Below are 24,926 nucleotides of genomic sequence, written 5' to 3' on the forward strand. Positions count from 1 at the left end.
GTATAGAAATATTTTTTAGCATATGTAACAGCGCAAAAAATATGTTCTAGGGCTTGTGATTATGCGATCGCCAACCGGCTTAATATGATGTCAGCTTGAACGCAGACAATTAAATCGGTTTGTAGTGAGGATAAATCGTTTTGTAGTGAGGACTTCAGTCTTCTGAGTTTTGAGGCGGACTGAAGTCCGAACGATCGAACTTAGTAACGGTTATTTTACGGGAAATAAGATGATTCTTCGATTGGGTCGATCGCACAATCACCTCTTAAGTGTCAAATATCAAGATGTTGCAGGTTCTCCGGCTACTCGCTCAATCTTAGTATCCCAAGTGCCGTCGATCGCCAATTCGAGCAATCTAAATCCGGGCCCGATGGTGTCGAGGACAATCGGAGAGGTTTTGGGTAACAGTTGGATGCAGGTACTGGGCGTGCCCAAGTAGGAAACTTCGCCTCGCTGTTGGTGAAATTCTTGGTGAATGTGGCCGCAAAGGACTATTTTGATTTGAGGATATCGATCGACAATTGCGAAAAATTCATCGGCATTGTGCAGCATCATGCTGTCCATGATCTCACAGTCGATCGCCAGCGGATGATGGTGCAAAGCAATCGTAACAAATCGATCGCCCGTTTGTTGCAGTTGAGAATCCAGCCAATCCAAAGTCTCTGGGGAAAGCCGCCCGCCGTCGCATCCGGCTTCCACACTCGAAAGCAGCAGAAATTGCCAGTTTCCCAAGTGAAATGATTTTTCTGGGGAAATCGGCGGCTTATCTAATATTTCCGCCATAACTGGAATGTTGTCGTGGTTTCCCGGTATCCAGTAGGCGGGAATTCCCAGGGGGGCGATGAGGGAGGCGAGGCGCTGGTAAGATTCGGCTGTTTCGTCTTGGGATAAATCCCCTGTCAGCAAAAGCAAGTCGGGCGGCGGCTGGATCTGTTGCAGGCGATCGAGAACTGTTTCGAGGGTGCGGGCTGTTGAAATCCCTTTCCATTGTCGATCGAGCTCTGCAAACAGGTGAGTGTCGGTGATTTGGGCGACTCGGAGGGGAGAAACTGGTGTCATGGCTGCTGTTGCGGGCGAAGCGGAGGCGATCGAGCTATTTCTACTGTAGCCTGGGATGGGGTTGTGGGGGCGATCCTCTTCGAGGGCTTCGCTAACGAACTTTGGGCGATCGAAATTTTTTAGAGATATGTTGAAATAATCAGGATTTGGTGTATTATCGTATAACGTCAATTTTCTGACGTAACGGCGGCATAGCCAAGTGGTAAGGCAGAGGTCTGCAAAACCTCCACCCCCAGTTCAAATCTGGGTGCCGCCTTTTTTAATTAAAGTGCGATCGGAAACATAGTAGGGAAACGGCACTGCCGTGTCCTGTATTTTAGGATGAAACACAGTAGGGAAACGGCACTGCCGTATCCTGTATTTTAGGATGAAACACAGTAGGGAAACGGCACTGCCGTGTCCTCTCAAATAAAGTAGGGAAACGGCACTGCCGTGTCCTGTGGCTGATTCTGCAAGAGTTACGGAATTGTGTACAGTAAATCTAAGCTGTTACAATTGTGGGCGATCGCCAGATTGAAAGTTTAACAATCATCCGACTAAGCTAAAGAAACCCGGTTTCTCGGTGGGTGATATAATCTAACTATGACTGTGGCAAATAAAAATAATTTACCTTAATACTCAATCAAAAAATGGAGTAATCAACCATGCTGATAGAAGAATACTTTGATTTTTTAGCATCTGATGACATCAGAGTAAAAGGGACAAGAGTGGGAATAGAAAGTATCCTTTATGAATATATTTATCGGCAACGTTCACCCGAAGAAATTTTAAAACACTTTTCGACTCTGACCCTCGATCAAATTTACGCCACAATCCTTTATTATTTAACCAATAAAGAAGCTGTTGATAAGTATATCACAGACTGGTTAGAATGGTCGCACCAACAAAGAAAAGCCCAAGAATTAAATCCCCATCCAGCTTCGATTAGATTACAAAAAATCAAGATGGAAAGACAGAAAAATGGCACTAAAATATCTCATTGATGAAAATGTCGATCCGATTTATCCTACTCAAATTCGGATGAGAAAACCAGAATTAGTGATTCGGGTTATTGGCGAACCTTTTATCCCACCCAAAGGAACTAAAGACCCTGAGATTTTAGAATGGTGTGAAGAATATGACTTTATTCTAGTCACGAATAACCGTAAATCTATGCCAGTTCATTTAAAAGATCATTTACAAGCTAATCGTCAGATTCCAGGGATATTTATTTTAAGTGCGAATTTAAGCGTTGGGCAGAACATAGATGAATTAATTTTGATTGCCGAATGTTCTTTTGTTAATGAATATCAAATTCAAATTATTCATCTACCTCTCACTAAAATTGAAGACTAATTATTCTGATGTTAAAATAATGTTAGAACATTGGAGGTTTTCCCATGATTCAAGCGATATCAAAATTAATAACGTTCGATGACTTTTTGGAATGGAAGCCAGAAAACGGACGCTATGAACTACGTAACGGAGTTATTGTTGAGATGCCTAATCCAACTGGTAAACATTCAGTAGTCGCAGGTTTCCAGGCGCTAGAATTTGGTTTTGAAATTAGGCGTTTACAACTTCCTTACTTTATTCCCAAGGAATGTACAATTAAATTCAGCGATAACTTAGGCTACGATCCAGATGTGATTGTATTAGATAAACAAGCCGTAGAAGTCAATGAGTCTCGATGGGAACGAGAATCAGTTATTACTCAGGGAGATTCTGTTAAGTTAATTGTGGGAGTTGTCAGCACAAATTGGCGCGATGATTATGCACACAAGATGATCGACTATGAAGCATTAGGCATTCCTGAATACTGGATTGTCGATTATTTGGGTTTGGGAGGTAGGCGTTATATTGGTTCTCCTAAACAGCCTACTTTGTCGGTTTGTCTGTTGGTAGATGGTGAGTATCAGATTAAGCTATTTCGGGGAGATGAGAGAATTGAGTCTGCGGTATTTCCAGAGTTGAATTTGACGGCGCAGAAAATTTTTAATGGCGGGTAAATAAACCGGGATTCTCTAATTAGCCAATCAGGTTAGTATAATGATTGTTTCTCATCAAGTCAAGTAACTTTAAGATGTTTTTTAGTAAATAATACTCACTCACCATAATTCTAGATCGCTTATGACTTTTTCTAAATCAATATTTTTCGTCATATTCTTCGGCAAATAATCAAAAACTTTCTCTAAAACTTCCACAGACACATTGTTCATCAACCAATCATCACTAGAGTTATCCCCAAAATTCAAAAAATACCTTAAACGTTCCTCTATCGACTCCTTATCTCCTTTATCCACTTGTCCAACTCGCTCAAACCAATTCCCTTGCGAGTCCTTAAAGGAATTAGCATCAATACTACATATCTGATGCACTAAAGCCAATGAATTCTTGTCAAGACCATTTTTGCTGGTCGAATTAATCGGATAGGCTGTTGGCAAACCTTTACAGGTTTCTTGAAACGTTAAGGGAATCACCGTAAAAGTTTGTAGGCATTCAGCGTCATCTTGAAATTGGTCAATTTCCCAAAACAGATAATGATGCTCTCCCCGCAAAAATCTACTAGAATTAATTATCATGGTGCAATGAACAGTCTTGCATTCAATCTCCCCTGGTTCACTTAAATCATAAATGTGATTGTGATTGTGTAGGCAACGAAGAGATACTTTCTGGGGATTTACTAAATAAATCCAACCTTGACGAGGTGTTTTTCCAGCCACGTTATCACCCTAATTCATCGATTAACTTTTGTCTTTCTGTCTCAAGATTCAGCCTCACCACTTGCTCTAGTTGATGGCTATCTTTAACCTCAATCATTGGCGCAGTGCTGTACACATACTTTAGTAACTTCTGGATTTTATCCTGTCCTGATCCTGCCCATTCTCTGCGAATGTTGTCCAGCATTAGTTTTAGTCCTACAGGTAATTCTAAATCATCGACATTACCTGCTTCGGCACCAAGTCGGATAAATATGGTTTCTCCGACAGATTCTTGCACAATTGTTTTGCCATTCATTTGATTTAAGGTAACAATGATGTCTTCGTTCCAAGGGCTATAGTGATAATAACGCCAATGTAGCTCTGTAAGCTGTTTGTTTGTCCATTTGACAGAATAAAGGTCGGCTAAATATAAAAATTTGATTAATTGCGTTTTTGTAATATGACCTTTTGTGGCGTAAACAAAATACTTGATGAGGGTTTCTAGCATGGCTTTGATTGTTTGTAGGGTGCGTCGCTATAAAAATTCATGAATTCCATCGATAATCTCATTGCGACGCACTTTGCGACTGTTGGGAAAGAGTAAAAGAGAGGGTTGTTTATTCAACCGTTGAATAACCAAGGTGCGTCGCTGTGAGATTGTGGATTTTTATCGAGGGATTGTCGATCGCGACGCACCCTACGCACTGCGATTAAAGAAACCGGGTTTTTTGCAGAATTTACGTCTACAATGCGTCTTTTCGTGAAAAACCCGGTTTCTGGACACCCGCGCGCAAGTCCTGAATCGTACTTTAACGGTTACATCTTGCTGATAATTCTTTGCACGATTTCGACGCCTGTTACCGCTTGCCAGCCAAACAGCCCTAAGAGCCCCACATTCAGAAAGATGTGAGTGTATCTGGCAACATTGTTACCTTTTTGCATCAACGGAGTCAGAGAGGCTGAAATGGCAATTATTGCGGTCATTCCCAAGCCGGCTAGCAAGTGGGCTCCCACAAATAGTTTGCCGTTGTTGATGTAGGTGACGGCCATTCCGCCGATCGCCCCTGTTACCATCAAGGCTAGCAGCAAAGATCCCATCTGGTGATGCTTAATGTTGAATTTGCCCTTAATTAACTCTTTTTTGACCTCACCTTCGGCACTTCTGGTACGGCGGATTTGAACGCCGAGATACAAAGCATACAATGAGATTGCCAGCAATACCCACATTAAAACTGGGTGGAAGAATTGGCTCCAAACTTTTACTGACTCAGGAATTTCAAGATTCATGGTGTTCTCAGGATTTTTCAACTTACTTCATAAAACTTAGCATACCAGTCATGCCGTCTCATGCGACGGTAAAAATATACGGTATGAGAGACTATTATGCCTGCCACTAAACAAAACGCTGTATTGATTCAAGCTGCCAAGACTGGTAACATTATTCACGTCCAAGCTTTACTCGCTAAGGGTGTTGACGCTAACGCCAAAGACTCTGAGGGGACGACGGCTTTGATGTTTGCGGCCCAAAAGGGCTATACGGAAATTGTGCGTATTTTACTAAAAAATGACGCTAATGTCAACCTCGCGAGCAGGCGTTTTGGCCTGACGGCTTTGATGTTGGCTGCGGCTCACAAACAGGCTGATGTTATGCGGCTGTTGTTGGCTGCGGGTGCTGATGTTGACGCTAAAAATGATGATGGGAGTACGGCTTTGATGGCGGCTTCTCTCAAAGGCGATATCAATGTTGTGCGGCTTTTACTTGCTGCTAAGGCTGATGTGAATGTGCGCGATCAAGATGGAGATTCGGCTCTGAAAATAGCTGCTTTGTCCGGGTACGAAGCTGTTGTTCAAGCTTTGGCTGATGCGAGTGCTGTTGCTGATAATTCTATGTTGTTTTCAGCTATTAGTCAAGGTAGCGCTAAAATTGTCCGAATTTTGCTTAACTGCGCTGCGGATGTTAATCTTAAAAATCTACAGAGCAAAACTCCTTTAATGCAGGCTGCTACGGCGGACAACTTGGCTGTTGTTGAGACGCTACTAGCCGCTGGTGCTGATGTCGAAATTCGCGACAAAGAGGGCGAAACTGCTTTAACTTTGGCTGCGGATTGCGGTAATGTTGATGCGGTGCGAGCTCTGCTGGCTGCGGGTGCTAATCCGAATGTGAAAAGTGGAGATGGCGGGACGGCTTTGATGGCTGCTGCTGCTGGGGGAAATTTGCCGATCGCACATATATTACTAGATGCTGGCGCGGATATCAACGCTAAGGACAGAGATGACGAAACTGCGTTGAATTTTGCCGTGGTTGAAGGCTGCGAAGATGTGGTGGAATTGCTCTTAAACCGAGGTGCTAGTGTGGGTGCGAGAAATCGGTTGGGCGATACGCCTTTGCTGGTGGCGGCTGTTCACGGTCATAGTGCGATCGTATCAGCTTTGCTGCAAAAAGTAAACTCAAATCAGGCTGATTTCCTGAATGCTAAAAACTTTGGGGAGACGGCTTTGACGCTGGCTGCGTTTCACGGACATACTGAGACGGTGAAAGCCTTACTTGACGGCGGTGCAGATCCGAATATCCCGGCGGATTTGGGGAAAACTGCTTTAATGAAGGCGTGCGATCGCGGTTATTTGGCGATCGTGCAAATATTAGTCGAAAAAGGCGCGGATGTCAACTTGCTGGATGATTCCGGCGCAACTGCTGTGATGTGGGCCGCCCATCGGGGTTATGCTGATTTAGTCAAGATTTTAATCGCTGCTGGTGCAGAGTTAAATCACAAAAATCCGGGCAATTATACAGCTTTAATGTTAGCTGAATTTAAGGGTTATTCCACTGTGGTGAAATTGCTCAAAAATGCCGGAGCACAAGAGTAAATATAGCATCGCGGGAGACGTAAACGGCGGTTGAAATCGTACGTCCTATCTGAGGAAAATGCGATGTCAATAAAAAAAATCATGTTAACCGTCCATTCTTCAACCCGCGGAGGCGGGTTTTGTTTTTGTAGGCGCGGTTTCAACCGCCGTTTTATCTTGAAATTATCTGCGTTTATCTCCGTTTATCTGCCTTAAATCTGCGGTTTTGCTATTCATAAAAAATTTATGCAACAAGTCTCAATCAGCTTTACGCACCCAGCCATTAATAGTAAAACGACTATCAGCAAAAGCTTTCGAGGGACAGCTAACTGTCAAAACTTCGTGCATATAGCGGCTTAGGAAAAATACGATGCTATTATTGCGAGGTTCCACGGTTCTGAATGTCTCATCTGCAACATAAAAATTGTTCTCGACTTTGCTATCGTAAATCAGCAATTCGCCACCTGAAAAAGCCTTCGGTTCTCGATTGAAATAATAAACGTAAGTAAAAAATCGGGTGGCGGTATCTGGTGAACCGCTATCGTTGTGAAGTTTATAAAAGTTGTTGTCATTGTGCAGAGTTAGCTGAGCTTCTATGTCACCAAGCGTAAATGATGGTAGATTTAATTTACGCAGCACATCGGGGAGAATTGCTTTGATGCGATTTACCATCAATTGCGAAAATTCGGGGAAGGAGTGGAGTACCATCGAACGTCGGTAATCTTCGGCATTTGTTGAGGTGCTGGTACTCACAAATTCCGATTCTTTTGCTAAAACATATTTGATGAGTTTGTTCTTTTCGGCGGCGGTGAGAAAGTTGTCAATTTGGGCGTATCGAGATATTAAGTCATCATTTACAGGCGCAGGGGCGGGAATTTTTGCGGGAATTTCTACAGGAATTTCTACAGGAATTTCTACGGGAATTGCTAGCTGCTGCGGCTGTATTTGCTGCAATAAAATTGGGGGTTCTGTGACTAATCCGACTAGGTGTTCGGCGGGAAAGGAAAGGCTGGAACGCCCGTCGTCTATGGGGATTTGGAATAAGGTTGAAAACCCTACTGTCTGTTGCGTGCGATCGACTAATGTTTTGACTAGGCTGTGCAATAATGGTGTGTCGGATTTGAGAATGACGGTGCACTGATGTCCGCCGGTGAGCAGGATTTTAACTTTTACGTCTTGGGGTTGAATTTGCTGTTGACTGTAAGTCATAATTTTTAAAGGACGCAATTTGGGAAGCAATTCTGGAAGGACACAACAGTGTTGTGTCCCTACTATAGGGTATTATTCCTAATGCAAGAAGTGGCGGATATCGGTAAACATCATTGTGATTCCGAGTTGGTTAGCCGCCTCAATGGAATCTTTATCGCGCATACTACCTCCCGGTTGGACGATCGCAATTATGCCAGCCTCAGCAGCCGTTTTTACCGAATCATCGAAGGGGAAGAAGCCGTCGCTGGCCAAAATCGCTCCTTTACTCTTCTCTCCCGCTTGTTCCAATGCTAGTTTAACCGATCCCACGCGGTTCATTTGTCCCGCGCCGACACCGATTGTAGTGCGATCGCGCGTTACAACGATCGCATTAGACTTAACGTGTTTCGCTACCTTCCAAGCAAACAGCAATTCTGCCAACTCTTCAGCCGTCGGCTGCTTCTCAGTAACTGCGCGCCATTTGCTAGTTTCTTCTACTACATTATCCGAGTCTTGCACCAGCAAACCGCCTGCGATTACTTTCACAGTTTGTGCTGGGCCTTGAGTCAAATCTGGCAAAATTAATACTCTAACTTTCGCCTTTTTCTTGATAATTGCTTCCGCTTCCGGTTCGCAGCCTGGGGCGACAATACACTCTAAAAATGTCTTAGTTAACGCCGTTGCGGTAGCAGCATCAATCGGGCGATTGAGGGCGACAATGCCACCGAAAGCTGAGACTGAATCGGTGTCGAAGGCTTTTTGATAGGCTTCGGAAATAGTTGATCCCAAGGCTGTGCCGCAAGGATTTGTATGCTTCAGAATAGCGGCGGCGGGAGTCTCTGGAAATTCTACAATCAGCCGTCTTGCTGCTTCTAAATCTACTAAATTATTGTAGCTTAATTCTTTACCTTGCAGGATGGTGCTAGTTGTCCAGCCTGTCGGTGTAGTTCCGCTTTGATACCAGGTGGCGGCTTGGTGGGGGTTTTCGCCGTAGCGGAGTGTTTGCAACTCTGTACCTGATACACTAAACTCCTGTGGTAGCTGCGATGCTGCGGATTGGTTGCTGAGATAATTGGCGATCGCGCGATCGTAGTTTGCTGTATGTTCAAATGTTTCTAGCGCGCGCTTTTGCCGAAACTCTAAGGATGCTTCCCCGCCGTTTTGTCGCAGTTCTGCTAAATAAGTATTGTACTGGTCAGGATTGCACAAAACTGTCAAATGAGCGTGGTTTTTAGCTGAAGCCCTCAGCATCGCCGGCCCGCCGATATCGATTTGTTCAATTGCGTCTGCTAGGGTTACTCCCGGTTTAGCAATTGTCTGTTCAAACGGATACAAATTCACTACAACTAGATCGATCGCCCGAATTTGATTTTCGGCTAAATCTGCGATATCTTGCGCTACATCGCGGCGCGCTAAAATACCTCCGTGGATTCGCGGATGAAGTGTTTTGACTCGCCCGCCCAAAATTTCGGGAGAACCAGTATATTCCGCAACTTTGGTGACGGGGATTCCCGCTTCTTTGAGGGCGCTTGCTGTCCCGCCGCTGCTAATTATGTCAAATTCAAATTCTTCTACTAGACTGCGCGCTAAGTCGATTAGCCCGGTTTTGTTGGATACGCTCAGAAGTGCTAGACGTGCCATTGGTTTGAAATTGCGATCGCAAAAATAGACAGGTTATATTCTATATCAAATCTGGCGGTAGGGGAATAATTTGGTAGTTTTTGACTATGATTACATTATCTAAAGATGACTTGGCTTGTTGGCAGCATATTTTTTTAGAAAATATTTTTTTTTGCAGTTGATTATAAATATTTATAACGGGCGCGTCGATCCTGTTAGATTGTCCGCTGTCAGCGGGATTGAAGCCATCTTTCCCCTTAACTGCCGTGTCCCGCGCCAGGGCCGATGCTGTTGAAATTACTTACTCAAGTGTAATAGATAATTCGATGGCGATCGCTCTAGAATCTTAAGGATATTTTAGGATTAATTATCAAATTGATGTGCTAGCATCGGTTATAAATTGTTCTATCCCTAAATTAGTGGAAAAATTGGGCGAGAGCGATATCTTAATAAAAAAATAGCAGGTTCAAATATGTTTTTTCAAGAAGCAGATTCAGAAAAGAAGCTCAGTAATATTAGCAGTAGGCCGAAACAAACTGCTAACAACCTCACCGATCGAACAAACTATCAAGAGATGCCCCAAAACATAACCGAGAATTCGACACAGACCAACATTTCAGAAGCTTACAGTCTGAGTTTGTGCGAAATGCAGCAGATGCAGCGAGCAATAGAACAGCTAAAGCAGGATTTGAAAGCTAGCGAATCTCGGTTTCGGAATGCGATCGAAAAGAATGCAGACGGCATGGCAATTGTCAACAAATTCGGACTTGTGTCTTTTGTAAACCAGTCAGCAGAAGCGCTGTTCAACTGCACAGCGGAGGAACTTTTAGGTCAAGAATTTTTTGGTGGTTTGCTAGTAGAATGTTCTGCTTGCGATCTGGAGATGAATGCAGATATTATTCCCCAAATTGGCAAAGTAGCTACAGCAGGAATTCGTGTCGTGCAAACAGAAGTTAAAGTTATTCGCAAGCAGCAAGAAAATGCTGTGGTAGAAATGCGGTTGGTGGAAACGGAATGGGAAGGAGAAATGGCTTATTTAGCGACGCTGCGGGACATTACCGATCGCAAGCGCGCCGAAGAAATACTTTGGTTGTACGATCGGGCTATGGCAGCTACCAGCACCGGAGTTACGATTTCTGACGCCACTAATCCCGAACATCCGATTATTTACTGCAATCCCGCCTTTGAAAACATGACAGGTTATCGGCGGCCAGAAATTCTCGGAAAAAACTGCCGATTTTTGTACGGAAGCGACACCGATCCCGCAGCAGTAGAAATAATTCGCCAAGCCTTACAAACAGAGAGCGAATGCAAGGTAATATTAAAGAATTACCGCAAAGACGGAACCGCTTTCTGGAATTGTTTCTCAATATCTCCGGTGCGCGATCGAACAGGCAAATTAACTCATTTTATCGGCGTACAGAGAGACATCACCGATCGCAAAAAAGCCGAGGAAGCCTTACAAAATTCCGAAGCACAAAGCAGAGAACAAGCAGCTAAACTAGCAGCAGCAATTGACGAACTCAAAGCGACTCATTCTCAATTAGTGCAGAGTGAAAAAATGTCTAGTTTAGGATTGCTCATTGCCGGAGTCGCTCACGAAATCAACAACCCCGTCAGCTTCATTCACGGCAATCTTGCTCACCTGAAAAATTATACTAGAGACTTGTTTAATTACCTCGAACTTTACCAACAACACTATCCCAATCCAGTTGCAGAAATTCAACAAAAAATAGAAGAGAATGAGCTCGATTTTTTAGTTGAAGATTTCCCCAAAATCGTATCTTCAATGAGCGTCGGTATCGAGCGGATTTGCCAGATTGTCCAGTCGTTGCAGAATTTTTCGCGGCACGACGATTCACAGATGAAACCCGTCAACCTCCATGAAGGTATTGACAGCACGCTGTTAATACTAAATCACCGTTTGAAAGGAAACGGTGAAATGCGGCCAATTGAAATTGTTAAAAAATACGGAAACTTACCGCCTGTGGAGTGTTTTGCGGGGCCGCTCAATCAAGTTTTTATGAATATTCTCAGCAATGCGATCGATGCTTTAGGTGATGGGAATAGTCAGCGAAGTTTTCAAGAAATGCGTGAGAATCCCAGCCAGATTAAGATTTGCACAGAAGTTACGGAGAATTTTGTAGAAATCAAAATTGCGGACAACGGGCCGGGAATCACTGAGGAAGTCAAGCAGCGCATATTCGATACATTTTTTACTACCAAACCCGTTGGTAAAGGCACGGGAATGGGTTTATCTATTAGCTATCAAATTATTGTAGAAAGACACAACGGCGAATTATATTGTACTTCGGAATTGGGCAAGGGCACGGAATTTATGCTCAAAATGCCGATCGCGCATTCGTGTAGTTACCCACAATAAAAATTGTTTGTAGATGCAGATGCAGACGGCGGTTGAAACCGCCGTCTGCATCTGGGGAATTAAAAAACCTCCACACCCTCCAACTTCTTCATAGTTTCAACCTTGGCATTAGCCGCTTCCCCGCAAGTTTTCGGCGTCGGAAACATCTTTCCAGGATTCGCCAAACCTTTCGGATTAAACACATGACGCACCCACTGCATCGTCTCCAAATCTACCTCCGAAAACATATCCGGCATAAAACACTTCTTATCAGCACCGATCCCGTGTTCCCCCGAAAGACTGCCGCCGACTTTCACGCACAGCCTGAGAATTTCTCCGCCCAATTCTTCCACCTTTTCCAGCGCACCTTTTACCGAGTTATCGTACAAAATCAGCGGGTGCAAATTCCCATCTCCCGCGTGAAATACATTCGCAATTCGGTAGCCGTATTTCTCGCTCAAACCCTCAATTTCTTTCAAAACATAAGCCATTTGCGTGCGCGGAATTACGCCGTCTTGCACATAATAATCCGGGCTGAGATGACCCGCCGCCGCAAAAGCAGCTTTCCGCCCTTTCCAAATTTTCAGCCGCGTTTCCAAGTCATGGGCCGTAGTGATATTTCGCGCTCCATTTTGCTTGCAAATATCAGCGATTCGCTGCTTATTCGTAGCAACTTCCACTTCTAAACCGTCTATTTCTATCAGTAAAATTGCCGCCGCATCGCGGGGATAACATCCTGTTGCTACTACATCTTCCACAGCATTGATGCTGATATTGTCCATGATTTCCATGCCGCCGGGAATAATCCCAGCGCTGATAATATCGGAAACCGATTCGCCCGCTGCTTCAATGCTGGGAAAATCCGCTAACAGAACACAAATCGATTCCGGCGCTTTCAGAATTCGCAGAGTCACTTCTGTAGCGATTCCTAAAGTGCCTTCGGAACCGACAAATACACCAGTTAAATCGTAACCGGGCATTTCGGGAATTTCGCCGCCGACATCGACAATTGAACCGTCAGGAAGTACCAATTTTAATCCTAAAACGTGATTGGTCGTGACTCCGTATTTGAGGCAGTGCACGCCGCCAGAATTTTCGGCAACGTTGCCGCCAATCGAGCATATAATTTGACTGGAAGGGTCGGGTGCATAGTAGAAACCTGCGCCGCTAACTGCTTGCGTTACCCAGTTATTAATTACTCCCGGTTGTACGACTACTTGCTGATTTTCTAAGTCTACTTTCAGGATTTTTCGCATCAGGGCTGTGACAATCAGCACGCAGTTTTCTACGGGTAAAGCGCCGCCGGAAAGCCCGGTTCCTGCGCCTCTAGCTACCCAGGGAATGGAATTGCGATCGCATATTTTGACCGCATTTGCCACTTCCTCGGTAGTTCGTGGCAATACCACCAGGGCGGGGCGCTGGCGGTAGCTGGCGAGTCCGTCGCACTCGTATACAATCAATTCTTCACGGCGCTGCACTACGCCGTTTTTGCCGACTACAGCCTCAAATTCTTTAATAACGGGTTTCCAGTTGCGTTCGGTTGCTACGGCTATCATTAGTAACTTAATTTTAAGGGTTGCAATACTGACACTGAGCTGGATCGGCAGTCTCTCGACCGTCGGGAAACAGTTCTTCTTTAGTATAACCGCAGTTTTTGCATTGATAAATTGTCGATCGCACTAACTGACTCGGAAAATAGCAAAGTCCGCAGGGCAACCCGATTTTCCTCTCAGCAATCTCGAATCCCGGCCAACCGCACTCCGGGCAGAATTGCTGGAATTTTTTAACTAAATCGAGAGTTGCATTTTGGATATTTTTCATCCGAGTTGGATTGTACATCGCCCGCATATCTGTTTCGACATGAACTCGACCAGTTGAAGACTTGTTTAAGCCGGCTGATACAGCATCAAAAAGTTGTTTTTCTGTCGTAATGCCCTTGACAATTTCACCATTACCGAGTCCTGCCTCGCCAACTATAACCACCATTCCGTGTTCGGGAAATCCAGCTTGTTTAGCAAAATTATCTGCTTCTTCTATACTCGAAACTAACTGGTGACTGTAATTAGTTTCCACCGACAAAGATTCACCGATTAGTTCTAGATTGTTGTCTCGATCTAATAAAATTACGATTTCTCTATTAGCTGCCAGATACGGCATCATTGGATGAGGGCCGAAAGTGCCTTCGCTAGCAAAAGCAAGAGTTTCGCCCGCAATCTCTAGAGCTTTTTCTGCTTTCAACCGTGCTGCTTCTATTTGAGTACCTAAACGTTTAACTTCTCTGGTGAAGGTGCCGAAGATGTCAGTATCAAAATCCGCAGGTACTAGGATTGTTACGCCTAATTCTCGTTCCAAAATAGGAGCAATCACCCGTTCTTTTTGGTGCATCGTAGCAAGAACAGCCGTGCGATTTATTAATAATTCACTGCAATTCACATACTCAGAAATATTCGACATAGAGCAGCATCATTTCATAACACAAGACTCAGATACACCCCGATAAATTTCAAATCTCAAATGGTATTAATTACCTCCAGCCACTCCCCCAGCTTGACCTCTGAGTACAAAAATTACTCCCGTCATAATTAGCCCCACGCCTACCAACCGCAGCGGTGGCAAAGGTTCATGGAATACAATTTTACCGCCCAAAACAGTAAACAAGTAACTAATTGACAGCAAAGGCGAGACTATGCTAATGTTGGCGCGAGACAAAACTACGATAAAGCCGATCGAAGAAACTGCATACAAACACAGGCCTGCAACTATCAAAGGCTGAGTTGCCATTGCGAGCACTTTTTCCACTAAATTAGCAGCGCCAATGGGCCCTAAGATTTTTGCTCCTGCTTTCAGACTAAATTGACCCACCACACTGCACAAAATAGCAGCGAGCAAAACCAGAAAAACGCCTCTATTCATAAGTTCACTAACCTATATTACTACAAGCAAAAATTGCCATTCCCAAAAACCTGGAAAACTTTAATTAAGTTTTGTTGAGTTTTCTTCACCACTAATAATTTAAGCATACATACTGGAAAAGTAAGTATTGTCGATCGCCAGCAACAGTAAAACAAACATATGGCAGAGCAGACCAACGCCAGCGGGGAATACACTCTCGAACTCTCGATACTCATGCCCTGCCTCAACGAAGCAGAAACTTTAGAAATCTGTATCGAGAAGGCGCAGAAGTCTCTGCGCGAACTTGATATTGCCGGCGAAGTAATCATAGCAGACAACGGCAGCACTGACGGTTCTCAAGATATCGCTACCAGAATGGGGGCGCGAGTCGTACCCGTAGCAGCCAAAGGCTACGGCAGCGCCCTGATGGGGGGCATCATCGCAGCGCGCGGAGTTTATATTATCATGGGCGACGCTGACGACAGCTACGACTTTTCCAACCTCGGCGCCTTTGTCGAAAAATTGCGGGGAGGCTGTGATTTAGTCATGGGAAACCGCTTTCAAGGAGGCATCAAACCGGGGGCAATGCCACCGCTGCACAGATATTTAGGAAATCCCGTGCTGACATGGGTTGGACAGTTATTCTTTTCAAGTCCCGCCGGGGATTTTCACTGCGGATTGCGGGGTTTTAGGAGAGACTCAATTTTGAAACTCGACTTGCAAACAACGGGTATGGAATTTGCCAGCGAAATGGTTGTCAAGGCATCTCTGTACAAGTTGGGAATCACTGAAGTCCCAACGGTACTCTCTCCCGACGGCCGCACCAGGCCACCGCACCTGCGAACTTGGCGAGATGGCTGGCGGCACCTCAGATTTTTGCTGCTGTACAGTCCCCGGTGGTTGTTTCTGTATCCCGGTGCAGCCCTGATGATTTTGGGTCTAATTGTTAGCATTTGGCTGTTGCCCGGTACTCAAAAAATCGGGAGTATCAACTTTGATGTAAATACACTGCTGTATGCTGCGATCGCAATTATCGTCGGTTTTCAAGCAGTAACTTTCGCCTTCTTCACCAAAGTTTTCGCCATCAGCGAGAAACTGCTGCCCGAAGACCCCAAACTCAACAAAATATTTCGCTATGTCACCCTAGAGACAGGATTAATATTCGGAGTCACGCTAATATTAATCGGAATAGTTGGCTCGTTCTTGTCATTAACTATCTGGAGCGATACAGCTTTCGGTTCTCTAGACCCTTCTAAAACTCTCCGTTTAGTTATTCCTTCGCTCACTTGCCTGACAGTAGGTTTACAGATGGTTCTGTCCAGCTTTTTTCTCAGCGTGCTGGGCTTGAAGCGCAGATAAAATAATTAAATCTCAAATCTTGTTACAACTTTCATAAAGATGATTTGAATAGCTAAAAGGCTGTGTTAAATCTGTCGATAAAAATCAGGATTTACCCATGTTGCCAGTACATCCAAAACCTCAAATCCTATGACAGTAACCGAAAAAAACTCCAGCGAGTATATTGGCCCAAAACTAGGCGGTTTCGCAACTAAACTATCTTGGTACGCCCGCCAAAAAATGTTCGATTTGCTGATGGCATTAGCCAATCCCAGCGGCGACACAACTGTGCTGGATGTAGGAGTAACTTCCGACCGCCGCGAAGATTGCAATTTCTTTGAAAAACTCTATCCGTACCCTCAAAAAATTACCGCAGTCGGCATGGAAGATGCTGCCTTTTTAGAACAAGAATATCCCGGTTTAAAATACGTCCGTTCTGACGGGTTAACTTTACCATTTCCCGACAAAAGTTTTGATTTAGTCGTGAGTTTTGCCGTAATCGAACACGTCGGCAATAGGACTCAGCAAAAAGCTTTTATTCGGGAACTTTGCCGCGTCGGCAAAACTTGCTGCATCACCACTCCCAACCGCTGGTATCCAGTAGAATTTCACACTGCTGTTCCCCTAATACACTGGTTTCCCGCCTCTTGGTTTCGAGCTTTGTTGAGATTGCTCGGCAAGCACTTTTTCGCCAAAGAGGAGAATCTCAACCTTTTATCCGAGAAAGATGTGTTAAAGATGCTGCCAGCAGATGCTCAAGTTTCTACCAGACATTTCCGGCTTCTCGGATTGATATCCAATCTCCTATTTTATGTAAAAAATCCCCTTTGATATCATGTCCGAGTTGATCTCGCAATACGCTTGGGATCAGAGATTCCAACAGGGAAAACCTATGAAAAATACACACTGCGATTGCTTCGTTCCTCTCTTCGGACAATCTTAAATCAACCCTATTGAGTTATCTCCTCGATACGGCGGTACTACCATATTACGGTTAATTGACCGGACATGATATAACACTTCGACTACGCGAACGTGCAAGCTGTCAACTGTCAACTGTCAACTCACTAGGCACTTTACTTGATCATTTAGTTCCCAAATCCAGCACAAAATTTTCTCCGTCTTCATAAAGTTTTTTTCGAGTTTTTGCAAGTTCCTGCACGTTATCCCGAAAGTCGTGAGAGAGTTGTGCTTGCAGTCGAAACCAAGATGACAATCCAGGCCCCGAAGTATCTACATCTGCGGGATGATTGAGACTCCAAGACGAATAAGCTATGTATCGAATAGATTTTGAAACTAAATAGTTTGCCAAGGCTTCAGGGCCTTTGAATGCAGGCATACCGGGAGGCAAACTCGCTCCCCCCGGCCAGTCTGCTAGGAAAATTTGATTGCGTTTGAAATCGAGGATAAAAGGTGCATCTAATCTTGTTAAAACTGTTTCTCCCTGTGGCACAGACTCCTGCATTGCTACGTACTGCGACTTTTGCTTTGCTGTAACTAACGATGGATTTGTTAGCCCAAATTGAATATTTTTCACATAAGCTGAATAAGTCTGTTTAGTGAGAGCCCAGTCATAGCTAATTGCCAACCCGGCACAAAATACAGCAACAATAAAAAAGTTGGCTACTCCGTTTTTATTTAATGCTCCCGTGTCGGTCATTGCTACCGTGATCAATATTAAAATTGCTGGGAAAAGGTGAGAAAACGAATAGCGAAAAGGGTCAGCATTTTCAGTAAGTATGCCTACAGCAATTGTCGCCAATCCCGCTGCAATTGTCATAGATAAAACTGCTTGGCGGTTCGAGAACGAGGGTTTTTCGGGTAAATTGCCAAAATTTAGAGGTCGGATGCTCAAGCTCAAACAGCCGAGCAATATCAGTATAATAATGTAAATGCCTCGGAAAGATGCGATCGCAGTTTTAGCAGTACCCAATAGTGTCGAACCTGATTTGAAGGTAATGCCGTAGGCGGAGGCGTGATAGCCTTTTCCTAAAAGAGGATACATTAAAGTGCCTGACGATTGATACATAGAAATCATCCAAGGCAACAGAAATATTCCGACTAACACTGTTGTCAGCACTAATTCAAGTACAATTTTTTGTTTTGATTGAGAGCTAAAAAAGGAGAAAATGTAGCTCGCTGCCAACAGAAAGACACAGGCGGGAATTAGGGATGATTTTAAGGCACAAAGTGCCGCACCAATTAAAGCTAATATACAAGCATTTGCCGCCCAATGGTTGCGCTCTATTTCTTTGCTATCAAGCGTCCTAAACAAACTTACAAATAATGCGACTGGCAGCATCATACTTGTAGTATTAGCTTTGGGAACTGCAATCAAAAGCAAGAATAAAATAGTGAATAAGATCCGTTTGGTTGAGGCTGTATTTTCTTTGAAAAATCCCAGAATTAGTCCGACAGTAATTATCAGGGGCAAAGCGGGGTCGATGAGGTTTAAATTAGTGTCGGAAAGCCCGCTTAAAATCAATGTATGGAGAAATGATTGCCCACCCAAAGATGTTATTCTTCGTTCGCTGAAAGGGTCTGGACCCATCGAACCGAGTTGCAGCATTTTGTGGGGAAATACTAAGTAGGCGTGGTAGTCGTCGCTGGTATTAAATCCGTCAGCATAGACCATGTTTGCAAAGTTGAGTCTACCTGTATAAAGCCATCCAGCATATTGGATTAAAATCAGTAGACTAACTATGGCAATGCCTGCTAAGATGATTTTATCTTGGCGGCATTCTTGAAATAGCTGCAAGATATTGCTAATAATTAATTGTCTATGATTTACTAAATCTACTAGACAGTAAATGAGTCCTAAACCTAAAAAAATTAGAATTGTGGTTTGGGAAATAGTCCAGGTTGCATTTAAGATGCCGCCAATTATAACGCTAAAAGCTAGACCCCAAGCGGCTCTTTGTCCCCAGTCAATTCGCTGGTTGGGAAACAGGATGTGGTTGAGGACTTTTCCCCAACCTATGAGGGATAGTAGCAGGCAAATACCGTAGGAAAATGAGATGAGGTATGACATCATTGCTCGTAGGAGTTTTATCTATTAAATAGTTAACTTTTGAAGTGATTAGTTGTCAAGTATTTGCGGTTTTGCTCTGGAGCGTTTTTGATTATACAATACGGTGTTATTATCGTCAATTTATTGTCAATACTTCGGACAGTTTTAGATCTAGTCGAGTGTCCGCAACCCAGACTGGCTATATTGTGGACTATTATTTCAAGGTTTAAGTGCAGCGCTAAGTTTCCTAAAATGCGTTAAAAATGGCAGGGCTTCCTCGCCCTCGGCTTACAGGGCCGTTAAAAAACTGTCCGAACTATTGTATTGTGGATTATTTATATTAATTAATGGTGGGAAAAAAGGCGGTTAATCGCTTGGGAATTTATTTTTAAGTTAGAGATGGGGAAGAAAAGACCGATCGCACACTCGAACACAAAAAAGTCGATCGCCCGAACAGCAATCTCCTCTGTTGTTCGATCGAGGGAAAGGCTAGCGGGGCGATCGCATTTTACTGATTTTCGTCGGCTGTTGAGTCTGCCGGATCAAAGCGATCCTCTTCGTTGGATTCGCCCTCGTAGGGCGGGCTTTTCTGCCGTTTTACGGCGTGGGAGCATCATTACTTCTGCCGAAAGCAAAATTCCCAAATTCTGCCTTCAGCGGAGCTACTTTATGCCTTCGGAGAGAGTCAAAGCTAAAAATTAAACAAGTCTTGCCACAGCGGATCAATTACCTAACATTAAATTTTATCAGAATTAATGGTACATTTCCGAATCTTTGAGGTATCGTTACAATATGCTCAGATGCCATATGTAAAAAAAATTGATGGGGTAAAAACCATGATCGCAAGTTGCTTAATTCCGTTTACGCTCTGCTTGATTGCTGGGCTGGTGACTGCTGGGACTGATAACAAAACGCTAGACGGGATTCCGGCTCCCATAGCTGCAATTATTGGGGTGTGTTCGTTAATTTGGTTTTTCGCGGTGTGTCCTTGGCCTGTTGAACTCGCTCTAGTCTTGGCGGTGCTGGTTTTGGGCAAAGCTTACCTGCAAGATATTTTGAAAGTAGACTGAATTCTCAGGGCTAGCGATCCTCAAGTTGGGGGAGGGTTCACGGGTGCTTCTACTTCCTGGAAAAAATTCGCTTTTGGTGATTGTTTCGGTTGTGTTTTCAGAGGAATCTGCAACTGCAAAAGCAACCCCAGCATTGGTAAAATTCAATTTAGGATCGCGAATTAAATCACTTACAATTTAAATTGTGATTGTGGGATGTCCCGCCCGTCCAGAAAGGGCAGAAAGGGCGGGACACCCCATAAACTTGTGTGAATTATTTAATGCGCGATCCTTAGATATTTCGGTTGAAAATTTATAAGATCAATGTGGTTGTTCGATCGCACATAATATAAGGTGCGCAATGCGCACCCTACATATCGAGCAAGTCAAATGGCGAGATGTTAAATTGGCAAGCGATTGATATCTTTATTAGAACCAATTACTACCATCACTTCGCCGTTTTTCAAGCGTTCGTTTGGCTGGGGATTGATCTCGAACTTGTCGGCGCGACCAACTGCTAGCAAGTTCAAACCGTACCGGCGCCGGAGATCCAAATCGGCAATGGTTTTGCCGTCAAACTTTTCAGGAACGAGCAACTCGACAATGCTGTGATCTGGGTCGAGGTCAAAGCGTTCTAAAATGCTGGGTTTTGTAAGAATCCGAGCCAAAGAGCAGCCCATTTCTCGTTCGGGAAAAACTACATGATCGGCGCCGACTTTTTTCAAAATTTTCAAATGAGTTTCCGAGGAAGCTTTGGCTATTACGTGAGTTACCCCGCCTTCCTTAAGATTTAGGGTGGTGGTAATGCTTTCTGCTAGGTAATTGCCGATCGCCACAATCACTGTTTCAAATTCAAATATACCCGCTCCCCTAAGAGCGCTAGGCTCAGTAGAATCTAACTGCACAACGTGAGCAGCTATACGATCGTTCAAAGCTTGAGTTACTTTTTTTTCGTCGGTGTCAACCCCGAGGACTTCGTAACCCAAGTCATGCAAGGTCGAACACACAGCTTTGCCGAAGCGTCCCAAACCAATAACGGCAAACTGCTTGTTTTCGGCGCGCAAACCGCTAAAAAAATTCAAAGATGACAGGTTCACTGAATATCCAGCGCTGAGCGTCTTGCTGTTTAAATTGTAGCAAAGACAGCGCCGCCTCCTTTTGATTTTTAGGTAAATAGTAAAAGTTGATTTGGGTTGTCACCCATTGTTTAGATTATCAGCAATAAGGCAAATTTTTTATCCAACTAACAAACTTTCCTCAACATATTTAAAAGCTCTGGGTTTGGGGTCGCCGACAGCGGCACTCATCAGCAACAGCACCCCAACCCGACCTATGTACATTGTAGCAATCAAAACCAACTTGCCTAGCACTGAAATCTTAGCTGTAATCCCTGCGGAAAGACCGACAGTGGCAAAAGCTGACACGGCTTCAAGCAAAACTTTGATAAAGTCTAGTTCGGGATTGGTTAGCTGAATTAAAATTGCAGATGTGAAGGTGACTAATAGGGAACCGAAGACTACGCTAATGGTTTTCAAAATCATTGCTGGCGGGATTTGACGCTGATAGCACTGCACATCTTCCTGGCCTTCGAGAACTGCTGCGGTACAGCTAAACAAGATCCTAAAAGTTGTGGTTTTGATGCCGCCGCCGGTGCTGCCGGGACTGGCACCGATAAACATTAGGGCGATCGTTATAAATAGCGCTGCGTCGCTCATTTTGCCAATGTCAATTGTATTAAACCCCGCCGTGCGGGGAGTAACAGATTGAAACCAAGCTGCCATTACCCTTTGCGGAAAATTCAGAGAACCGAAAGTTGCCGGATTGTTGTATTCCAGTACCAAAAAGATTAGCGTTCCTAAAATTAAAAGGGCAACAGTGGTACTGGTAACAACTTTGAAGTTTAGGGAAAAAACTGTGCATACCGGGCTTTTGTTGAAGCGAGCGCGCAGCCACAGGTACATTTCCATAATTACTTGATAACCGATTCCCCCAAATATGATTAAACCGGTGACTGTGAAGTTAATCAGAGGCGAACTGACGTAGCGAGTAAAACTATCTGAGTAGAGGCTAAAGCCGGCGTTGTTAAAGGCATTAACGCTGTGGAATACGGCAGACCAGAGACCGTCTTTAAATCCGTATTCTGGGACAAAAACGGACATTAGCAAAAAAACTCCAGTTAATTCAAACAAAACGGTTGTTGCTAGAATTGACTGCACGAGTTGCACTACGCCGGCTAGCCCGGATTTGTCAAGTGATTGTTGCAGGGCAATTTTGTCTTTTAAGCCAAAGCGGCGGCCCAATAACAGTAGCAAGAAGGTTGTGGCTGTCATGTAGCCCAAGCCTCCTATTTGCACCAATAAAACTAGGCACAGTTGCCCCCAAAAAGAGTAATATTTTCCGACATCCACAACCGACAAGCCTGTGACGCAGACAGCGGAAGTAGAGGTAAAGATTGCTGTGACTGGATCGCTCCAAGTTCCATCACTTGTGGAAAAGGGCATCATCAGTAATAGAGCACCTAGGATAATGACGGCGAGAAAGCCCAAGCAAATGGTTCGCGAGACAGTCATTCGATTTTAGATTTTAGATTGGGGATTTTGGATTTTTTTGATTGGCGATTTGAGAGGGGATCTGCAAATCGATAAATCGATTTTTTTGATTGGCGATTTGAGAGGGGATCTGCAAATCGATATCTGTTTGCGGTTTTGTGCGATCGCCCAAAACCGGAAAAGATGACAACATCGGGAAAATAACGGTAGAATTCCTTTAATAACTTGCGATCGTGCGATGACATCAACACTTTACCAGCAAATTCAGGAACTCTACGACGCTTCTAGCGGTTTGTGGGAGCAGGTGTGGGGCGAACATATGCACCACGGCTACTACGGCGCAGATGGCAATTTGAAAAAAGAGCGCCGACAGGCTCAGATAGATTTGATCGAAGAACTGCTGGGTTGGGCTGGAGTGCCGTCAAATCAGGCACTCTGTGAACCTTACCGCATTTTGGATGTCGGTTGCGGGATTGGTGGCAGTACGCTGTATTTAACCGAAAAGTTTGGTTCGATCGCGCAAAATAATTTAAAGTCGGATGGTGGGGTCGATCGGGTGACAGCCACCGGCATTACGCTGAGTCCGGTACAGGCCAATAGAGCGATCGAACGTGCTAAAATCGCTGGACTGGAAAGTAATGTTAACTTTTTGGTAGCAGATGCTTTAAATATGCCTTTTCCTGACGGGTCCTTCGACTTGGTTTGGTCACTCGAAAGTGGCGAACATATGCCCGACAAAATTAAATTTTTGCAGGAATGCTGTCGCGTGCTCAAGCCGGGAGGAACTTTGATGTTAGCAACTTGGTGTCACCGCCCGGTGGGAGAAACGGCGGGAGAATTAACTGATGCAGAGAGAAAGGAATTGGCAGAAATTTACCGGGTTTATGCTTTGCCTTACGTGATTTCTTTGCCGGAATATGAGGAAATTGTCCGCAGTTTGCCTTTTACAAGTATTCGCAGCGCTGATTGGTCAAAAGCAGTTGCTCCGTTTTGGGATGTGGTGATCGATTCTGCTTTGACTCCGAGCGCAATTTGGGGTTTGCTGACGAGCGGTTGGACGACTATTCAAGCTGCTCTTGCTCTCGGATTAATGAGCAGGGGATATCAGAGCGGATTGATTCGTTTCGGGCTGATTTGTGCTGTAAAATAAATCAGAAGGAAGAGGGAAGAAGGAAGAAGGAAGAGGGAAGAGGGAAGAAGGAAGAGGGTATTTCTGGCTGCAAGTTCAATTAAGTAAGGTGGATAATTTACACCTTACTTAATATTATTTTTGGTGCGTTTGTAGGATTTATGGAAAACGATTCGATTGGTAAGTCTGGGATTGATAAAGATAAAAATGGCTCGGCTCCGCAAAGCTGGGTGAGGGCATTTTGGGAGTTTGCTCGGCCGCATACGATTATCGGGACTACGTTGAGTGTAATGGCTTTGTACGCGATCGCCCAAAGCACCAGTTCCTTTGCGAATCCGATATTTCTGCCACTAGCTTTTGCCTGGTTGGCTTGCATTTGTGGCAATATTTATATTGTGGGATTGAACCAGTTAGAAGATGTTGAAATTGATCAGATTAATAAGCCGTATTTGCCGATCGCCTCTGGAGCGTTTTCTCGCAAAACTGGCGAATTAATTGTAAGTGTAACCGGAATCCTAGCAGTTGTGACTGCTATTTTACAAGGCCCGTTTTTGCTGGCTACAGTTGGGGTGAGTTTGGTAATCGGGACTGCTTATTCTCTGCCGCCAATTCGGCTGAAACGGTTTCCTTTTTGGGCGGCGCTGTGCATTTTTACGGTGCGTGGGGCGATCGTCAATTTAGGTCTGTTTCTGCACTTTAATTGGGTTTTGGGCTTGGGAAAGGCGAAAAACGCTTTCTCTGGCTGGAGTTTGGATAGCGCGTCTTTGGCAATTCCGGCGGAAGTTTGGGTGCTGACGGTGTTTGTGATTGTGTTTACTTTTGCGATCGCCATTTTCAAAGATATCCCTGACATGGAGGGCGACAAGCAATACAATATTACTACGTTTACGATCGAGCTGGGCAAACCGGCTGTCTTTAATTTGTCTCGCTGGGTGTTGACGGTTTGCTATTTGGGCGCGACTTTAGCCGGAGTAGTCACATTGTCTAATGTTAATTTAGTATTTCTGGCAGTTGCTCATTTCGTGGCTTTGGGTTTGATGTGGTTTTGGAGTGTCAAAGTTAATTTGGACGAGCAGAAAGAAATTGCCGATTTTTATCAGTTTATCTGGAAGTTGTTTTTCTTAGAATATTTGATTTTTCCCGCTGCTTGTTTGTTAGGATAAAAGAAGGAAGTTCGGCAGCGAGCAATGTACGGGATGTAACGG

At 44.3% G+C, this 24,926-nt stretch carries 23 protein-coding genes and 1 tRNA gene; 12 read left to right on the top strand and 12 right to left on the bottom strand.

The annotated features are described in order from the left end of the window. Positions 1-279: 279 nt before the first annotated feature. Complete coding sequence (gene cpdA, locus K4039_RS05870; RefSeq protein WP_265234202.1) at positions 280-1,230, bottom strand: 3',5'-cyclic-AMP phosphodiesterase; 951 nt, start codon at positions 1,228-1,230, stop codon at positions 280-282. A 14-nt stretch (positions 1,231-1,244) separates the two neighbouring features. On the opposite strand from cpdA, the gene K4039_RS05875 reads away from it, so the two are divergent. The 4 genes from K4039_RS05875 to K4039_RS05890 all read left to right on the top strand — a co-directional run bounded on the left by K4039_RS05875 (position 1,245) and on the right by K4039_RS05890 (position 3,047). After that, a tRNA-Cys gene (locus tag K4039_RS05875) sits at positions 1,245-1,315 on the top strand. A 388-nt stretch (positions 1,316-1,703) separates the two neighbouring features. Beyond that, positions 1,704-2,042, top strand: a complete 339-nt coding sequence (locus tag K4039_RS05880; protein ID WP_265234203.1) for a DUF433 domain-containing protein — start codon at positions 1,704-1,706, stop codon at positions 2,040-2,042. After that, positions 2,020-2,394 carry a DUF5615 family PIN-like protein gene (locus K4039_RS05885; protein WP_265234204.1) on the top strand — a complete coding sequence of 125 codons (375 nt, stop codon included), beginning with the start codon at positions 2,020-2,022 and terminating at the stop codon, positions 2,392-2,394. The genes K4039_RS05880 and K4039_RS05885 overlap by 23 nt, the downstream gene beginning before the upstream one ends. Before the next feature lie 44 nt (positions 2,395-2,438). Further along, on the top strand, positions 2,439-3,047 hold the full coding sequence (locus K4039_RS05890; RefSeq protein WP_265234205.1) for a Uma2 family endonuclease: 609 nt from the start codon (positions 2,439-2,441) through the stop codon (positions 3,045-3,047). Positions 3,048-3,146: 99 nt separating this feature from the next. Here K4039_RS05890 and K4039_RS05895 read toward each other — a convergent pair whose 3' ends face one another. From K4039_RS05895 to K4039_RS05905, 3 genes are all read right to left on the bottom strand, one after another. Then, on the bottom strand, positions 3,147-3,761 hold the full coding sequence (locus tag K4039_RS05895) for a type II toxin-antitoxin system PemK/MazF family toxin (RefSeq protein WP_265234207.1): 615 nt from the start codon (positions 3,759-3,761) through the stop codon (positions 3,147-3,149). 4 nt (positions 3,762-3,765) lie between these two features. Continuing rightward, positions 3,766-4,248 carry a Panacea domain-containing protein gene (locus K4039_RS05900; RefSeq protein WP_265234208.1) on the bottom strand — a complete coding sequence of 161 codons (483 nt, stop codon included), beginning with the start codon at positions 4,246-4,248 and terminating at the stop codon, positions 3,766-3,768. Between the two features lie 308 nt (positions 4,249-4,556). Next, on the bottom strand, positions 4,557-5,027 hold the full coding sequence (locus tag K4039_RS05905) for a DUF4079 domain-containing protein (protein WP_265234209.1): 471 nt from the start codon (positions 5,025-5,027) through the stop codon (positions 4,557-4,559). Positions 5,028-5,123: 96 nt separating this feature from the next. Here K4039_RS05905 and K4039_RS05910 point away from each other — a divergent pair, with 96 nt between their 5' ends. Further along, the gene (locus tag K4039_RS05910) at positions 5,124-6,605 is read left to right on the top strand and encodes an ankyrin repeat domain-containing protein (RefSeq protein ID WP_265234210.1); all 1,482 of its coding nucleotides are present in this window, start codon (positions 5,124-5,126) and stop codon (positions 6,603-6,605) included. Positions 6,606-6,842: 237 nt separating this feature from the next. Here the strand turns inward: K4039_RS05910 and K4039_RS05915 are convergent, their stop codons facing one another. Together K4039_RS05915 and purH are read right to left on the bottom strand one after the other, a co-directional pair. Next, a complete protein-coding gene (locus tag K4039_RS05915; protein ID WP_265234211.1) occupies positions 6,843-7,793 on the bottom strand; it encodes a 2OG-Fe(II) oxygenase in 951 nt (316 codons plus the stop codon). A 78-nt stretch (positions 7,794-7,871) separates the two neighbouring features. After that, entirely contained in the window at positions 7,872-9,413 is a 1,542-nt protein-coding gene (gene purH / locus K4039_RS05920) for a bifunctional phosphoribosylaminoimidazolecarboxamide formyltransferase/IMP cyclohydrolase (RefSeq protein WP_265234212.1), read from the bottom strand. Positions 9,414-9,864: 451 nt separating this feature from the next. Here purH and K4039_RS05925 point away from each other — a divergent pair, with 451 nt between their 5' ends. Further along, complete coding sequence (locus K4039_RS05925) at positions 9,865-11,775, top strand: PAS domain S-box protein (protein ID WP_265234213.1); 1,911 nt, start codon at positions 9,865-9,867, stop codon at positions 11,773-11,775. 59 nt (positions 11,776-11,834) lie between these two features. Here K4039_RS05925 and glcD read toward each other — a convergent pair whose 3' ends face one another. The 3 genes from glcD to K4039_RS05940 all read right to left on the bottom strand — a co-directional run bounded on the left by glcD (position 11,835) and on the right by K4039_RS05940 (position 14,667). Next, positions 11,835-13,310, bottom strand: a complete 1,476-nt coding sequence (gene glcD / locus K4039_RS05930; RefSeq protein WP_265234214.1) for a glycolate oxidase subunit GlcD — start codon at positions 13,308-13,310, stop codon at positions 11,835-11,837. A 13-nt stretch (positions 13,311-13,323) separates the two neighbouring features. Next, positions 13,324-14,208 carry a DUF6671 family protein gene (locus K4039_RS05935; protein WP_265234215.1) on the bottom strand — a complete coding sequence of 295 codons (885 nt, stop codon included), beginning with the start codon at positions 14,206-14,208 and terminating at the stop codon, positions 13,324-13,326. 66 nt (positions 14,209-14,274) lie between these two features. After that, positions 14,275-14,667: a transporter gene (locus K4039_RS05940; RefSeq protein WP_265234216.1), complete on the bottom strand. Its 393-nt coding sequence runs from the start codon at positions 14,665-14,667 to the stop codon at positions 14,275-14,277. Between the two features lie 159 nt (positions 14,668-14,826). Between K4039_RS05940 and K4039_RS05945 the strand changes: the two genes are divergently transcribed. Next, entirely contained in the window at positions 14,827-16,005 is a 1,179-nt protein-coding gene (locus K4039_RS05945; protein WP_265234217.1) for a glycosyltransferase family 2 protein, read from the top strand. 129 nt (positions 16,006-16,134) lie between these two features. Continuing rightward, on the top strand, positions 16,135-16,815 hold the full coding sequence (locus K4039_RS05950) for a class I SAM-dependent methyltransferase (protein ID WP_265234218.1): 681 nt from the start codon (positions 16,135-16,137) through the stop codon (positions 16,813-16,815). A gap of 253 nt (positions 16,816-17,068) precedes the next feature. Here the strand turns inward: K4039_RS05950 and K4039_RS05955 are convergent, their stop codons facing one another. After that, positions 17,069-19,018 (bottom strand): hypothetical protein, encoded by a 1,950-nt coding sequence (locus K4039_RS05955; protein WP_265234219.1) that lies wholly within the window; start codon positions 19,016-19,018, stop codon positions 17,069-17,071. 375 nt (positions 19,019-19,393) lie between these two features. Here K4039_RS05955 and K4039_RS05960 point away from each other — a divergent pair, with 375 nt between their 5' ends. Both K4039_RS05960 and K4039_RS05965 read left to right on the top strand, forming a co-directional pair. Beyond that, positions 19,394-19,696: a hypothetical protein gene (locus K4039_RS05960; protein ID WP_265234220.1), complete on the top strand. Its 303-nt coding sequence runs from the start codon at positions 19,394-19,396 to the stop codon at positions 19,694-19,696. Between the two features lie 98 nt (positions 19,697-19,794). Beyond that, complete coding sequence (locus tag K4039_RS05965) at positions 19,795-20,064, top strand: hypothetical protein (protein WP_265234221.1); 270 nt, start codon at positions 19,795-19,797, stop codon at positions 20,062-20,064. A gap of 380 nt (positions 20,065-20,444) precedes the next feature. Here the strand turns inward: K4039_RS05965 and K4039_RS05970 are convergent, their stop codons facing one another. Together K4039_RS05970 and K4039_RS05975 are read right to left on the bottom strand one after the other, a co-directional pair. Next, on the bottom strand, positions 20,445-21,140 hold the full coding sequence (locus K4039_RS05970) for a TrkA family potassium uptake protein (protein ID WP_265234222.1): 696 nt from the start codon (positions 21,138-21,140) through the stop codon (positions 20,445-20,447). 138 nt (positions 21,141-21,278) lie between these two features. After that, positions 21,279-22,613, bottom strand: coding sequence for a TrkH family potassium uptake protein (locus K4039_RS05975; RefSeq protein ID WP_265234223.1), 1,335 nt, complete (start codon positions 22,611-22,613; stop codon positions 21,279-21,281). A 217-nt stretch (positions 22,614-22,830) separates the two neighbouring features. Here K4039_RS05975 and K4039_RS05980 point away from each other — a divergent pair, with 217 nt between their 5' ends. Continuing rightward, positions 22,831-23,742 carry a methyltransferase domain-containing protein gene (locus K4039_RS05980; RefSeq protein WP_265234225.1) on the top strand — a complete coding sequence of 304 codons (912 nt, stop codon included), beginning with the start codon at positions 22,831-22,833 and terminating at the stop codon, positions 23,740-23,742. A 140-nt stretch (positions 23,743-23,882) separates the two neighbouring features. Then, complete coding sequence (locus tag K4039_RS05985; RefSeq protein WP_265234226.1) at positions 23,883-24,884, top strand: homogentisate phytyltransferase; 1,002 nt, start codon at positions 23,883-23,885, stop codon at positions 24,882-24,884. The last annotated feature ends 42 nt before the right edge of the window (positions 24,885-24,926 follow it).

Origin of the sequence: Lyngbya sp. CCAP 1446/10, from assembly GCF_026130175.1 — a bacterium.
GTDB lineage: Bacteria > Cyanobacteriota > Cyanobacteriia > Cyanobacteriales > Microcoleaceae > Microcoleus.